This is a genomic window from Massilia forsythiae (assembly GCF_012849555.1).
Classification (GTDB): Bacteria; Pseudomonadota; Gammaproteobacteria; order Burkholderiales; family Burkholderiaceae_D; genus Telluria; species Telluria forsythiae.
The window spans coordinates 1,811,860-1,824,443 of the sequence record NZ_CP051685.1 but is presented as its reverse complement, the minus strand read 5'-3'; the positions used below and the strand labels follow the sequence as shown (position 1 = coordinate 1,824,443).

Below are 12,584 nucleotides of genomic sequence, written 5' to 3'. Positions count from 1 at the left end.
GTGAAATGAATGATCAGCGCAGCCGCTGCAGGCGCAGCGGCAACTGCAGCACGGATTTTACTTTGACATCGACATAGGCGGGGCGCTTGACCATCTTCGGCAGCGGGGCTTTGCCGATCGGGTCGGCATAGCGCAGGTATTGCGTGACCCAGGCGGTGCGCAGGCCGAGCTGCTTGGCGTGCTTCAGGTTGACCAGCGTGTCCTCGACCAGGATGCAGCGGCGCGGCACCAGGCCGTGCTTGCGCAGCAGGCGGCGCAGCATCAGTTTCGATGGCTTGGGACGCAGACGGCCATGCACGCGCATGTCCTCGATCGCGATGTGATGGGCGAAATGGCGCTGCAGGCCGAGGTGGCGCACCACGCCGCCTGAATACACGGTGGGCGCGTTGGTCAGCAGGATTTTCTGGCCGGGCAGGCGGCGCAGCAGGCGCGAGAGGCCGCGCTCGAAGCGCACCAGCTCGGACAGGGCGCCCAGGTCGTGGGTGCGGCGCAGGAAGTCGGCGGCGTCGACCTGGTGGTGGCGGATCATGCCGAGCAGGGTGGCGCCGTAGCGCTTCCAGTAGCCGACGCGCGCTGCGTTGACGGCATCCTGGCTGGCCGGCGTGGTGCCGTCGCCCAGCACGCGCGCGATGTACGTGTTCATGTTGGCGCTGATCGCCGGGAAGATCGCGTGCGAGGCGTCGTGCAGGGTGTTGTCGAGGTCGAACAGCCAGACGGGGGAAGGGAGCTTGGACACGGTCATGGAGTGAAGGAACAGCCATCTCATCGTCGTCCCCGCGCAGGCGGGGACCCATACTCAGCTGAACGAAACCACTCGGAACGTACAAATAAAAAATGCTCCACGAGGGAGCATTTTTTATTTGAATCCTGGCGGAGCGGACGGGACTCGAACCCGCGACCCCCGGCGTGACAGGCCGGTATTCTAACCAACTGAACTACCGCTCCAGGTGGTGCCCTTGACGTGGATTGAACACGTGGCCTCTCCCTTACCAAGGGAGTGCTCTACCACTGAGCTACAAGGGCATCAATTCACTTTGCTGAGGCAATTTGCCGCTGCAAAATTTCAGTGAGACCGGATCATAGTGCCAAAGGCCTGTTCGGTCAAGACCTCCAGCAATAAAGAGTGCTCGATACGGCCGTCGATGATGTGCACGGTGTTCACGCCCGACTTGGCGGCGTCGAGCGCCGACGAGATTTTCGGCAGCATGCCGCCCGAAATCGTGCCGTCCGCGAACATCTCGTCGATCTCGCGCGCCGACAGGTCGGTGACCAGGTTGCCGTTCTTGTCCTGCACGCCGGCGATGTTGGTCATCATGATCAGCTTTTCGGCTTTCAGGATTTCCGCGATCTTGCCGGCGACGACGTCGGCATTGATGTTGTAGGCTTGCCCGTCCTGGCCGAAGCCGATCGGCGAGATGATCGGAATGAAGGCGTCGTCCTGCAGGGCTTTGACTACCGCCGGGTTGATCGCCTCGATCTCACCGACGAAACCGATGTCGAGGAACTCGCCCGGTTTTTCGCGGTCCGGCATCGCCATGCGGCGCGCGCGGATCAGGCCGCCGTCCTTGCCGGTCAGGCCGACCGCCTGGCCGCCGTAGTGGTTGATCAGCATGACGATGTCTTGCTGGACCTCGCCGCCCAGCACCCACTCGACCACTTCCATGGTTTCTTCGTCGGTGATGCGCATGCCCTGCACGAAGGTGCCCTGCTTGCCGATCTTCTTGAGCGCGTTGTCGATCTGCGGACCGCCGCCGTGCACCACGACCGGGTTCATGCCGACCAGTTTGAGCAGGATGACGTCGCGCGCAAAACCGTGTTTCAGGCGCTCGTCGGTCATGGCGTTGCCGCCGTATTTGATGACGATGGTTTTGCCGTGGAAGTTGCGGATGTAGGGGAGTGCTTCGGCCAGGATCTGCGCCTTGATCTGCGGCGAGACCGCAGTCAGGTCGTTGTTCTGGTCGTCGCCCAAGGCAGACAGCGTAGCGTTCATGGGGGGTCCAAAAAGAAGTTGCGGGATTTTACAGGGCATTGGCCGGTCGCAGTGCGCATTATAAGGGCAGCTTGTTGTATTTTCCCGGCGGCCGCATTAAGGTGGGCTGTATGCCTGTTCCACAGCCCTTCACCGATTATGCGAGAAAAGCGCCATGAGCACCTGCACGCGTTGCGGCGCCCACTTTAGCTGCGCCGTGGCCGACGGCGATAGCGGCCCGTGCTGGTGCATGGCGCTGCCGCCGCTGGCCGCGCTGCCGCCCGCGCCGGCCGCGGGCGGCGCGGTGGCGCCGGGCTGCTGGTGCCCGTCCTGCCTGGCCCGGCATATCGCGCAGCAGGCCGCCGCCGCGCCGCGCGCGTCCTGACGCGTTCCGATGGCGCCGCCGCTCAACGCGCGGTGCGGAAGAAGCGCATCATTTCCTGGCTGGCGCTGGGTCCCTTGATATCGGTGTAGCTGCCGCGCGCATCGCCGCCCGACCAGGCGTGGCCGGAACCGTGCACCAGCCAGTGCTCGGCATGGATGCTGCCGTCGGGGCGGTGGTGCACGGTGCGCGTGTAGGCGTGGCCGTCCGGCACCTGGCCCGGCTCGATCACGGTCGCCTCCAGCGGATGGCGGCGGCGCCGCTGCATCAATTCGTCGCCGTTGGCCGGGTGCACGGTGGTGTCGCGGTCGCCGTGGAACACGATGATGGGCACGGCGCGTCCGGGCGCTTGCCGGCGCTGGAATTCTCCCTTCATCGCGGCGAAGGCGGAGGGCAGGTCGTGCGCGGCGGCGAACGGCAGGCCGGAGTGCACGCCCACCGCCGCGTACAGTTCCGGATACAGCGTGCCCATGATGGCGGCCATCGCGCCGCCCGCCGACAAGCCGGCCACGTAGACCCGGCGCGGGTCGACGGCATAGCGTGCCATGACATCGCGCGTGAGGCCGGCGATGATCGACGGTTCGCCCTGGCCGTGCTGCTGGTCAACCGCATTGAACCAGTTCCAGCAACGCGAAGCGTTGGCGTGCTGCGACTGGGCCGGATAGGCGACCAGGCAGCCGCACTCCTCGGCCAGCGCGTTCATGCCGGTGCCGATGGCGAAATCGTCGGCGCTCTGGGCGCAGCCGTGCAGCATCACCAGCAGCGGCGCCGGCTGGCCGGCATGGCCGCTCGGCACGTACAGTTTGTAGTCGCGGCTGCCGGCATCGTTGGCGTAGGCGGCGTCGATGAAATGGCCGGGCAGGCTGGGGGCGGCGCCGAAAGCAGGGAATACGAAGGGATTGGCGCCGAGCTGGCCGAGGCGGCCGAGATCGGCCAGCATGCTCGAAAAAGGGTCGTAGGCCGACCGACGGGGGGATGGTTGTGCATGTTGTTGGTTGTTCCGGTGTCCGCCGGGGGCGACGCGGCGGCGGGTTCGATGGCTTCGCGCATGGCGCCCCGCGCCGAGGGCGGACGCCGCAACAGCGAACGGGTGGCGTTGCGTAACTGCGCGATCAACTTATTGCTCAAGGTCATTAGCCTTCCTTTGGATCGGCTCTTGTGCGGATAGGCCTAGTCTTGGTGCCCAAGCTTGCGTCAGCCTTACAGAAAGATGCGTGAACGCGACGTTTCGGCCAGCGCGATGCGGGCCGATGAGGTAACCTGCGCGCCTCTTTTCCTTTGCCGGATGCCTTTCCATGAAGCCGGAACAACAAACCCCCGTTCCTTCTCCCTGCGTCAGCCTTTGCAAGATGTCGCCCGATACCGGCCTGTGCGAAGGCTGCATGCGCACCATCGACGAGATCATGGCCTGGAGCCAGGCCGACGACGACTATAAACGCGCGGTGTGGGCCGCCATCCGCCGGCGCGAGCAGGCGATCGATTTCGGTTGACGATGAATTAGAGCCGGTGGTCTAGCACGATCGTGCTTTTATGGTCCTATAATCGTCCGGCTGGCCCGATCAATCCACCGCGAAAGAATTTACATGGCGCTGCCCACTGTCCTGCAAGACCTGTCCTTACCCGTCATCGCCGCGCCGATGTTCATCGCCAGCGGTCCCGCGCTGGTGGCCGCGCAGTGCAAGGCGGGCATCGTCGGCGCGTTCCCGGCGCTGAACGCGCGCCCGGCCGAGCAGCTGGACGTGTGGCTGACCGACCTGCAGCGCGAGCTCGCCGATTTCCAGGCGGCGCACCCCGAGCGCAAGGTCGGGCCGATCGCCGTCAACCAGATCGTGCATCAGTCGAACGACCGCCTGGCGCACGACGTCGAGGTCTGCGTGAAACACCGGGTGCCGGTCATCATTTCCTCGCTGCGCGCGCCGCCGAAGGAAATGCTGGATGCGGTGCACGCCTACGGCGGCATCGTGCTGCACGACGTGGTCTCGATCCGCCATGCCGAAAAGGCGCTGGAAGCGGGCGTGGACGGCTTGATCCTGGTGGCGGCCGGGGCCGGCGGGCATGCGGGCGCACTGTCGCCGTTCGCGCTGGTGGGAGAAGTGCGCAAGTTCTTCGACGGCCCGGTCGCGCTGTCCGGCGCCATCGCCAGCGGCGACGCCATCCTGGCGGCGCAGGCGATGGGCGCCGACTTCGCGTACGTCGGCTCGCGCTGGCTGGCCACGCGCGAATCGAACGTCAGCGACGCCTACCGCGACGCCATCGTCGCGTCGAGCGCGGCCGACGTGGTGTACACCAACCTGTTCACGGGCGTGCACGGCAACTACCTGAAGAAATCGATCGTGGCGGCCGGCCTGGATCCGGACAACCTGCCGGTGTCGGACAAGAGCAAGATGAGTTTTGGGTCCGGCAGCGCCAAGGCCTGGCGCGATATCTGGGGCGCCGGGCAGGGCGTCGGCCTGATGGAGGACGTGCCGGCGGTGGAAGAAATGGTACTGCGCCTGAAGGCGCAGTACGATGCGGCGCGTGAGCGGCTGGGAATCAAGGGTTGATCCGCGCCGGTGCCCCGCCGTCGTCCCCGCGAAGGTGAACTGCCCTAAGGAAGTTGGACAGGAAAACCGTTCAACTTTCGAAGGATCAGATGTTCAAGTATCTAGACGAATTCAAGCACAAGGTAGTGCTGGAGTACTTCAGCGGTACCATGGGTTTCCGCCGTTTGTCGGCGCATCACGAGGTAAATATTGGATCGGTCAAACGATGGGTAGCGGCTTATCGTTTGCATGGGATGGAAGGAATCAGCCGCAAGGTAACGCGCTATGATGCCCAGTTTAAGCTGTCGGCACTACAGTACATGTGGGACAATGGATTGTCGATGAAACAGACGGCAGCCATCTTCAATGTTCGCAACCCGACCAGTATTGGGATATGGGAGAGCCGCTATAGCAGCGGTGGCTTGGAGGCATTGGCCAAGCCGCACAATCACGCTCGCCAAATGAAAGCACCTACGAAAAAACCTGCCGCCAAACCTGATGCCGAACGTACGCTTGATGAGGTGCTCAAGGAAAACGAGTACTTGCGTATGGAGGTAGAGGTTCTAAAAAAGCTGCAAGCCTTAGCTCAAGCACAAAAGCAGCCCGCGCCCAAAAAGCGCAGGTAATGCATGAATTAAGGCAAAAATACCCAATTGTTACCCTGCTCAAGATCGTCAATCTTCCCAAGAGCAATTTTTACTATTGGGACAAGGCCAGGCAAAGGCCAGATAGACACGAAGGCATCAAACAGCTTATCAAGATGACGTTTGATGCGCACAAAGGGCGTTACGGCTACCGCCGCGTAGCAAGCGCCTTGGTACAGGCAGGTAAAAAAATTCATGCCAATACCGTCCAACGGCTGATGCAGGCAGAAGGATTGAAGTCGTCACAACGAGTTAAACGATATAAATCGTATAAAGGTCAAGTAGGCATAGTCGCGCCAAATGTGCTCAAGCGGGAGTTTACTGCAGGCGAACCTAACCAGAAATGGGTCACTGACGTCACCGAGTTCAAAGTAGGGCAAGACAAGCTGTACTTCTCACCAATCAAGGATTTGTTTAACGGGGAAATCGTTGCGTATTCATTCGATACACGGCCAGTGTTCACCCTGGTAACTTCAATGCTCACGAAGGCACAGCAAAAGCTGGGCATCAATGAAAAACCAATGCTTCATTCGGACCAGGGCTGGCATTACCAGATGACTCAATACCGCAAGATGCTGAGCGACGCCGGCATGGAGCAAAGCATGTCCAACAAAGGTAACTGCTACGACAACGCGTCCATGGAAAGCTTCTTCGGCATCTTGAAGTCAGAGTGTTTCCACAATCACAAATTTGCCAGCATCGATGACCTAAAGAAGACCATCGTGGATTACGTGCAGTATTACAATCAAGACCGGATCAGGATCGGCCTTGGCGGCATGAGTCCTGTTCAATATAGACTAGCACACGCCAAGACCGCATAATCCCCCTGTCCAACTTTCTTAGGTCACTTCAAGGCGGGGACCCATACACAGCAACTGAAATCGCTATGCCGGCATTGCGGTTACATCGAGCTCAGCATGGGTCCCCGCCTGCGCGGGGAAGACGCCGATGGACTTGACCTGACGAATCATGCTGCGGCTTCGACGGCACGACCTTGCGAGCCGCGCCGTTCAAGCCGCGGGCGCCTCGACCTGCTTGTCCGTATCCCGGATCACCCACAAGCCCGGCAAGTTGCGCCAGTACCCGTGCGCATCCATGCCGAAGCCGACCACGAACCGGTTCGGGATGCTCAGGCCGACGATATCGGCCTGCACCGGTTTCGCGCGGCCCAGGTCCTTGTCGGCGAACACCGCCAGGATCACCTCGGCGGCGCCCATGTCGAGCAGGCGCTGCTTGACGTGCGCCAGCGTCTCTCCCTCGTCGAGGATGTCGTCGACCACGATGATCGTGCGCCCGGTGACGTCCTGGCGCGGGATCACTTTCCAGACGATCTCTCCACCACGGTCGAGGTCGCCGTAGCGGGTCACGTGGATGTAGTCGAATTCGAGCGGGAAATTCAATTGCGGTAGCAGGTTGCCCGTAAAAACCACGGCGCCGCCCATCACGCCGAGCACCAGCGGGAAGGCGCCGGTCTCGTCGTTGTCGAAACGCTGGTTCAGCACCGCGGCGACGTTCTTGACGGCGGCGGTGACGGTCTCGGCGCTGACGATTTCCTCGGCATTCGACAGCAGCGCGCGTGCGCGGGTATAGTGAAAATCTTGCATGGCATGTGTGAGTGAACGGATACGGCGCGATTATGCGTCAGAACGCGCAGGAATGCGTTCCGTTTGGCATCACCCGAGACCGCTCCCGGCCATGCCACCCCAAGGGCGCGCCGGCAGCGTATGATACGAATCCTGGAACAACACTCGACCACGCACCAGACCATGCCAGCCCCCGACACCACCGGCGTGCGCGCCGACCGCCTTGCCCGACTGCGCGCCGCCATGGCGCAACACGGCGTCGACGCCTATATCGTCCCGTCCAGCGACCCGCACCTGTCCGAATACCTGCCCGGCCGCTGGCAGGGCCGCGCCTGGCTGTCCGGCTTTACCGGCTCGGTCGGCACCTTCATCGCCACCGCCGATTTCGCCGGCGTCTGGACCGACGGCCGCTACTACACGCAGGCCGAACAGGAACTGGCCGGCACCGACATCCGGCTGATGAAAATCCCGTCCGGCGCCAGCCTGCTGCACATCGACTGGCTGGCCGAGACGATGAAGGCAGGGCAGACCGTGGCGGTGGATGCACGCGTACTCGGCCTGGCCGTGGCGCGCCTGCTGGCCGATGCCCTGCGCGCGCGCGGCATTACACTGCGCACCGACCTCGACCTGCTGGACGCGGTCTGGCCCGAGCGTCCGGCGCTGCCGCCGGAAGCGGTGTTCGAGTACGAGCCGCCGTATGCCGTGCTGCCGCGCGCCGATAAACTGCACGCCGTGCGCGCTGCGATGGCCAAGGCCGGCGCCCAGCGCCACTTCATGTCGACGCTGGACGACATCGCCTACCTGTTCAACCTGCGCGGCGCCGACGTCAGTTTCAACCCGGTGTTTTTGGCGCACGCGCTAGTCGAACCGGAGCGCGCCACGCTGTTCGTCGCCGACGGCAAGATCGATGACAATCTGCGTGCGCGCCTGCAGCGCGACGGCATCCGGGTGGCGCCCTACGACGACGCGGCTGGCGCGCTGCGCACGATCGAACCCGGCAGCGCACTGCTGCTCGACCCGCGCCGCGTTACCGCCGGCATGCGCGACCAGGTACAGGACGGCGTGCGCATCGTCGAAGCGGTGAACCCCACCACCTTCGCCAAGTCGCGCAAGCTGGCGCAGGAAGCCGGCCACGTGCGCGCCACCATGGAGCAGGATGGCGCGGCCCTGTGTGAATTCTTTGCCTGGCTCGAACCGGAACTGGAAAACGCCGCGCGCGCGCCGCTCACCGAACTGACGATCGACGAACGCATCACCGCCGCCCGTGCGCGCCGCCCCGGTTTCGTCAGCGCCAGCTTCGGCACCATCGCCGGCTTCAATGCCAACGGCGCCATCATGCACTACCGCGCCACGCCAGAACAGCATGCCGTCATCGAAGGCGATGGCTTGCTGCTGATCGATTCCGGCGGCCAGTACCTGGGCGGCACCACCGACATCACGCGCGTGATCCCGGTGGGCACGCCGGCGAACGAACACAAGCGCGACTTCACGCTGGTGCTGAAAGGCCTGATTGCGCTCTCGGGCGCGCGCTTCCCGGTCGGCACCCGCGGGCCGATGCTCGATGCGCTGGCGCGCGCGCCGATCTGGGCCGCCGGCATCGACTACGGCCACGGCACCGGCCACGGCGTCGGCTATTTCCTCAACGTGCACGAAGGCCCGCAGGTGATTTCTCCGGTGGCGCCGCCGGACCCGCACACGGCGATGGAAGAGGGCATGATCACCTCGATCGAGCCGGGCATCTACCGCCCGGGCCACTGGGGCATTCGCATCGAGAACCTGGTGCTGAACGTGCCCGCCGCCGCCGCCGCTGGTGCCGGATTCGGCGACTTCCTCGGCTTCGAGACCTTGACCCTGTGCCCGATCGATACCCGCTGCATCGACACGTCCCTGTTGCGCGGCGACGAGGCGGCCTGGCTGAACGACTATCACCGGCAAGTGCGCGCACGCCTGCTGCCGCACGTGGACGGCGCCGCGCGCGCCTGGCTCGAACTGCGCACGAAGGAGATCTGAGATGGCCAGCGCCCGTTCCACCCGCGCCAGCGCCGCCGTCGAGCGCCTGAAACGCCGCACCGGCGTCACCTCGTATTCGATGGCGCGCACCGGCGACGGCGCCTTTTTCCTATCCGAGCGCCCCGGTGCGCCGCCGCTGTGCGCGCCGCTCGAGCTGGACGACTTCGTGGTCTTCGTCGACGGCCTCGGCCCGCAACCCGAAAAGCGCATCACCAAGAACGACGCCGCCTTCGAAAAACAGCTGGTCAGGAAAAAACCGTAATGATGGCTGCGCCGGCCGTGCGCGAGGTGGCGCCGTCGATCCCGGAACTGCTGGAGACCTACTGGTCGAACGGCGAACTGGTGACCAACGGCCTGATCCTGCTGCACCTGGCCGGCGCGCTGCTGCTCGGCCTGATGGTCGGCTACGAGCGCTCGTACCACGGCCGCGCCGCCGGCATGCGCACCTACGGCCTGGTGTGCATGGCCTCGGCGGGCCTGACCATCATCGCCGGCTACCCGAACTTCTGGTACGGCGGCCACGGCGCCACGGTGGCGCTGGTCGACCCGACCCGCGTGATCCAGGGCGTGGTGACCGGCATCGGCTTCCTCGGCGCCGGCGTCATCATGCGCTCCGGCTTCACCATCAGCGGCTTGACGACGGCGGCCTCGATCTGGGCCTCGTCGGTGATCGGCATCATGGTCGGCGTCGGCTTCTACCTGGCGGCGATGGGCCTGGCCTTTTTTTCGGCCATGATCATGATCTACCTGAACCGCCTGGTCGGGCTGCTGCCGTCGCGCCACGCGGTGGCGATCACGCTGCAGTTCAGGCAGGGCATGCGTCCGCAGGAAGCCGTGCTGCGCCGCGTGGCGCTGGAACGCGGCTACGAGATCGCCGGTGCCACGCTGACCATCGGCAGTACGGGCGGGCGCCAGGAATGGCGCTTCGTGGCGCTGGCGCTGGCCGGCCAGAGCGGCGCGCCGCTGTCCGCGCTGGCGGCCGAGCTGGCCAACTTCGACGGCGTCGAAGGTTTCCAGCTGTCGCACGCGCGCAATTGACGCGCATCGTCGCCGGGAACGTTTCCCGGCACCCATTCAACCGATAAGGAACCCCCGACATGCAAGACCAGCGTACGGCGACCCAGCCGCAGGACGGCCCCGCGCAGGCGGTACCGGCATGGGCGCAAGAAGTGCTCGAGTTCTGGTTCGGCGCCCCCGGCAGCGCCGAGGCCGGCCAGGCACGCCGCGAATGGTTCATCAAAAGCGATGCGTTCGATGCCCTGATCCGCACGCGCTTCGGTGAGCTCATCGCCACCGCCCTGGACGGCGGGCTGGACGACTGGGAGCAAGGCAGCGCGCAGGCGCAACTGGCGCGCATCCTGGTGCTCGACCAGTTCACCCGCAACGTGTTGCGCGGCACGCCGCAAGCCTTCGCCGGCGATGCGCGGGCGCTGGCGGCGGCGCGCCGCATGGTGGATAGCGGCCTCGACCAGGCGCTGGCGCCGCTGCAGCGCGCCTTCGTCTACCTGCCGTTCGAGCATGCCGAGGATAGCGCCATGCAGGAGCGCGCGGTGGCGCTGTTCGCGGCGCTGGCGACGTCGAGCCCCGGCTTCGACGAGATGCTCGATTATGCGCGCCGCCACCGCGACGTGATCGCGCGCTTCGGCCGCTTCCCGCACCGTAACGAAATCCTGGGGCGCGACTCGACCGCGGACGAGACCGACTTCCTGCGCCAGCCCGGTTCGCGCTTCTGACGTGGTCCCGGACGTGAAGATCGTCTTGAACATCGTCGGCGCCGGCCATGTCGGGCGCGCGCTCGGGCACGTGCTGGCAGACCGGGGCGGCGTGACCGTGCAGGACGTGCTGACCCGCTCGATGGCCAGCGCCGCAGACGCCATCGCCTTCATCGGCGGCGGGCGCGCCATCGCCGCCGCGCGCGACCTGCGTCCGGCGCCGCTGTGGATGCTGGCGGTGCCGGACGACCGCATCGCACCGGCCGCCGCCATGCTGGCGGACCTGGCTCGACCGTTGTCGCTGCGCGGGGCCGTGGTGTTCCACTGCAGCGGCGCCAAGGCGTCCGGCGAACTGGCGCCGCTGGCCGCCGCCGGTGCCCATGTCGCCAGCGTGCACCCGATTCGCAGCTTCGCCGATCCGCAGGCGGTGGCGCAGGCCTTCGCCGGCACCTTCTGCGGCGTCGAGGGAGACGGGGCGGCGCTGGCGTTGCTGGCGCCGCTTCTTGCGCGCGCCGGCGCGCGCAGCGTGGCGATCGACGCCGCCGCCAAGACCGTGTACCACGCCGCCTCGGTGTTCGCCTCGAACTACCTGGTGACGGTGCTGGACGCGGCGCTGCGCGCCTACCGCGCCGCCGGCATCCCGGAGGACGTGGCGCGCGAGCTGGCCGCGCCCCTGGCCGGCGAAACCCTGGCCAACGTGCTGCGCCTGGGCGCGGAAGGCGCCTTGTCCGGGCCGATCGCGCGCGGCGATACCGTCACCGTGGCGCGCCAGCAGGCCGCCGTCGGCGCCTGGGATGCGCCCACCGGCGCCCTGTACGCCGCCCTGGCCGAGGCCACGCGCGACCTGGCGCGCCGCAAGCACGGCGCGAATGCAGATCATTGATTCATCGATGGAGACGACGATGCGCTTGACCGCATGGACTACCCTGGCCATCCTGGGTGTGTATTTCTGGACCGGCGTGATGGCCGGCTGGGCGAGGAACAAATACCAGGTGGCGGCGCCGTCGATGGACGGACCGCTGCCGTTCCAGAACGCGCAACGGGTGCACATCAATACGTTGGAACAGCTGCCGCTGGTATTGGTGCCGCTGTGGCTGTGCAGCCATTACCTGGGCGATACCTGGGCGGCCGCCGGCGGCTTGCTGTGGTGCGTCGGCCGCATCCTGTATGCGCTCGGCTACTACCGCGATCCGGCCAGGCGCGAGACCGGTTTCGTGATCGGCATGCTGGCCTGCGGCGCGCTGGTCGCGGCCAGTGCCGCCGGTTTGTTGCTGCACCAGCCTTAATTGCAGTAAAGCAAAACGGCAGAAGCGGGGCGTCGATACAGTTTTCCTTGTGCAATCGCTGCGGAATGGCAAACACAAGGAGAACGACATGCTGTTTTTGAAAAGCACCAGCGTCACCAAGGCGCCCGGCATCTATGACGTCGACGTCGCCGCCAAGCCGCCCGGTAAAACCTTCGGCATCTTCATGGCGACCGATCCCGACAATCCGCCCAGTGCGGTGCTGATGGCGCTGGCCGAGCTCGGCTTCCAGAACACCTACCAGCAACACTATGTCCACAAGGACAAGGGCAAGGTCTGCGACCTGCATTTTCACAAGGAGGGCAGCGACTTGTTCAAAGGCTGGAAGGCCGACGAGTGCGCCGGCAACCTGGCTGCCATCGGCCGCCTGTTCGGCCATGTCGGCATCAAGATCGCGCCGCGCGTGATGAGCCTAGCCGAAGCCTACGCCTGACGAGCCGTCAGCAGATGCCGGCTGC

15 protein-coding genes and 2 tRNA genes are annotated in these 12,584 nt (G+C 65.2%); 11 read left to right on the top strand and 6 right to left on the bottom strand.

The window, feature by feature from the left end; genetic code table 11:
• Window positions 1–13: 13 nt before the first annotated feature.
• From HH212_RS07935 to argB, 4 genes are all read right to left on the bottom strand, one after another.
• Entirely contained in the window at window positions 14–742 is a 729-nt protein-coding gene (locus HH212_RS07935; protein ID WP_169434907.1) for an HAD-IA family hydrolase, read from the bottom strand.
• A 126-nt stretch (window positions 743–868) separates the two neighbouring features.
• A tRNA-Asp gene (locus HH212_RS07930) sits at window positions 869–945 on the bottom strand.
• Window positions 946–948: 3 nt separating this feature from the next.
• A tRNA-Thr gene (locus tag HH212_RS07925) sits at window positions 949–1,023 on the bottom strand.
• A 40-nt stretch (window positions 1,024–1,063) separates the two neighbouring features.
• Complete coding sequence (gene argB, locus HH212_RS07920; protein ID WP_169434906.1) at window positions 1,064–1,990, bottom strand: acetylglutamate kinase; 927 nt, start codon at window positions 1,988–1,990, stop codon at window positions 1,064–1,066.
• Window positions 1,991–2,144: 154 nt separating this feature from the next.
• On the opposite strand from argB, the gene HH212_RS07915 reads away from it, so the two are divergent.
• Window positions 2,145–2,354, top strand: a complete 210-nt coding sequence (locus HH212_RS07915) for a cysteine-rich CWC family protein (RefSeq protein WP_169434905.1) — start codon at window positions 2,145–2,147, stop codon at window positions 2,352–2,354.
• A gap of 22 nt (window positions 2,355–2,376) precedes the next feature.
• On the opposite strand, the gene HH212_RS07910 is transcribed toward HH212_RS07915, so the two are convergent.
• Window positions 2,377–3,291, bottom strand: a complete 915-nt coding sequence (locus HH212_RS07910; RefSeq protein ID WP_169434904.1) for an extracellular catalytic domain type 1 short-chain-length polyhydroxyalkanoate depolymerase — start codon at window positions 3,289–3,291, stop codon at window positions 2,377–2,379.
• Between the two features lie 355 nt (window positions 3,292–3,646).
• Between HH212_RS07910 and HH212_RS07905 the strand changes: the two genes are divergently transcribed.
• The 3 genes from HH212_RS07905 to HH212_RS07895 all read left to right on the top strand — a co-directional run bounded on the left by HH212_RS07905 (window position 3,647) and on the right by HH212_RS07895 (window position 6,338).
• Window positions 3,647–3,841 (top strand): DUF1289 domain-containing protein, encoded by a 195-nt coding sequence (locus tag HH212_RS07905; RefSeq protein WP_169434903.1) that lies wholly within the window; start codon window positions 3,647–3,649, stop codon window positions 3,839–3,841.
• Window positions 3,842–3,934: 93 nt separating this feature from the next.
• Window positions 3,935–4,894, top strand: a complete 960-nt coding sequence (locus HH212_RS07900; protein WP_169434902.1) for an NAD(P)H-dependent flavin oxidoreductase — start codon at window positions 3,935–3,937, stop codon at window positions 4,892–4,894.
• An 89-nt stretch (window positions 4,895–4,983) separates the two neighbouring features.
• Window positions 4,984–6,338, top strand: a protein-coding gene (locus tag HH212_RS07895; RefSeq protein ID WP_370663913.1) for an IS3 family transposase whose coding sequence is annotated in 2 segments (ribosomal slippage) — window positions 4,984–5,470 and window positions 5,470–6,338 — 1,356 coding nt in all. Because the reading frame shifts where the segments join, the coding sequence is not laid out codon by codon here.
• 189 nt (window positions 6,339–6,527) lie between these two features.
• On the opposite strand, the gene HH212_RS07890 is transcribed toward HH212_RS07895, so the two are convergent.
• On the bottom strand, window positions 6,528–7,121 hold the full coding sequence (locus tag HH212_RS07890; RefSeq protein WP_169434901.1) for a hypoxanthine-guanine phosphoribosyltransferase: 594 nt from the start codon (window positions 7,119–7,121) through the stop codon (window positions 6,528–6,530).
• A gap of 162 nt (window positions 7,122–7,283) precedes the next feature.
• Between HH212_RS07890 and HH212_RS07885 the strand changes: the two genes are divergently transcribed.
• The 7 genes from HH212_RS07885 to HH212_RS07855 all read left to right on the top strand — a co-directional run bounded on the left by HH212_RS07885 (window position 7,284) and on the right by HH212_RS07855 (window position 12,559).
• Window positions 7,284–9,110: an aminopeptidase P family protein gene (locus HH212_RS07885; RefSeq protein WP_169434900.1), complete on the top strand. Its 1,827-nt coding sequence runs from the start codon at window positions 7,284–7,286 to the stop codon at window positions 9,108–9,110.
• Window position 9,111: 1 nt separating this feature from the next.
• Window positions 9,112–9,372: a hypothetical protein gene (locus HH212_RS07880; RefSeq protein ID WP_169434899.1), complete on the top strand. Its 261-nt coding sequence runs from the start codon at window positions 9,112–9,114 to the stop codon at window positions 9,370–9,372.
• On the top strand, window positions 9,372–10,148 hold the full coding sequence (locus HH212_RS07875) for an MgtC/SapB family protein (RefSeq protein ID WP_229217627.1): 777 nt from the start codon (window positions 9,372–9,374) through the stop codon (window positions 10,146–10,148). Before HH212_RS07880 ends, HH212_RS07875 begins: the two co-directional genes overlap by 1 nt.
• A gap of 59 nt (window positions 10,149–10,207) precedes the next feature.
• Window positions 10,208–10,843 (top strand): DUF924 family protein, encoded by a 636-nt coding sequence (locus HH212_RS07870; RefSeq protein WP_169434898.1) that lies wholly within the window; start codon window positions 10,208–10,210, stop codon window positions 10,841–10,843.
• Window positions 10,844–10,856: 13 nt separating this feature from the next.
• Window positions 10,857–11,705: a Rossmann-like and DUF2520 domain-containing protein gene (locus tag HH212_RS07865; protein ID WP_169434897.1), complete on the top strand. Its 849-nt coding sequence runs from the start codon at window positions 10,857–10,859 to the stop codon at window positions 11,703–11,705.
• Between the two features lie 19 nt (window positions 11,706–11,724).
• Window positions 11,725–12,108 carry an MAPEG family protein gene (locus HH212_RS07860; RefSeq protein WP_169434896.1) on the top strand — a complete coding sequence of 128 codons (384 nt, stop codon included), beginning with the start codon at window positions 11,725–11,727 and terminating at the stop codon, window positions 12,106–12,108.
• 88 nt (window positions 12,109–12,196) lie between these two features.
• A complete protein-coding gene (locus tag HH212_RS07855; protein ID WP_169434895.1) occupies window positions 12,197–12,559 on the top strand; it encodes a hypothetical protein in 363 nt (120 codons plus the stop codon).
• The last annotated feature ends 25 nt before the right edge of the window (window positions 12,560–12,584 follow it).

What these genes read in the sequence shown, in the direction of transcription:
- HH212_RS07860 (WP_169434896.1), top strand. Translation starts at nt 11,725, where the DNA reads ATGCGCTTGACCGCATGGACTACCCTGGCCATCCTGGGTGTGTATTTC.
- HH212_RS07870 (WP_169434898.1), top strand. Translation starts at nt 10,208, where the DNA reads ATGCAAGACCAGCGTACGGCGACCCAGCCGCAGGACGGCCCCGCGCAG.
- argB (WP_169434906.1), bottom strand. Translation starts at nt 1,990, where the DNA reads ATGAACGCTACGCTGTCTGCCTTGGGCGACGACCAGAACAACGACCTG.
- HH212_RS07915 (WP_169434905.1), top strand. Translation starts at nt 2,145, where the DNA reads ATGAGCACCTGCACGCGTTGCGGCGCCCACTTTAGCTGCGCCGTGGCC.
- HH212_RS07855 (WP_169434895.1), top strand. Translation starts at nt 12,197, where the DNA reads ATGCTGTTTTTGAAAAGCACCAGCGTCACCAAGGCGCCCGGCATCTAT.
- HH212_RS07885 (WP_169434900.1), top strand. Translation starts at nt 7,284, where the DNA reads ATGCCAGCCCCCGACACCACCGGCGTGCGCGCCGACCGCCTTGCCCGA.
- HH212_RS07905 (WP_169434903.1), top strand. Translation starts at nt 3,647, where the DNA reads ATGAAGCCGGAACAACAAACCCCCGTTCCTTCTCCCTGCGTCAGCCTT.
- HH212_RS07935 (WP_169434907.1), bottom strand. Translation starts at nt 742, where the DNA reads ATGACCGTGTCCAAGCTCCCTTCCCCCGTCTGGCTGTTCGACCTCGAC.
- HH212_RS07900 (WP_169434902.1), top strand. Translation starts at nt 3,935, where the DNA reads ATGGCGCTGCCCACTGTCCTGCAAGACCTGTCCTTACCCGTCATCGCC.
- HH212_RS07875 (WP_229217627.1), top strand. Translation starts at nt 9,372, where the DNA reads ATGATGGCTGCGCCGGCCGTGCGCGAGGTGGCGCCGTCGATCCCGGAA.
- HH212_RS07910 (WP_169434904.1), bottom strand. Translation starts at nt 3,291, where the DNA reads ATGCTGGCCGATCTCGGCCGCCTCGGCCAGCTCGGCGCCAATCCCTTC.
- HH212_RS07880 (WP_169434899.1), top strand. Translation starts at nt 9,112, where the DNA reads ATGGCCAGCGCCCGTTCCACCCGCGCCAGCGCCGCCGTCGAGCGCCTG.
- HH212_RS07890 (WP_169434901.1), bottom strand. Translation starts at nt 7,121, where the DNA reads ATGCAAGATTTTCACTATACCCGCGCACGCGCGCTGCTGTCGAATGCC.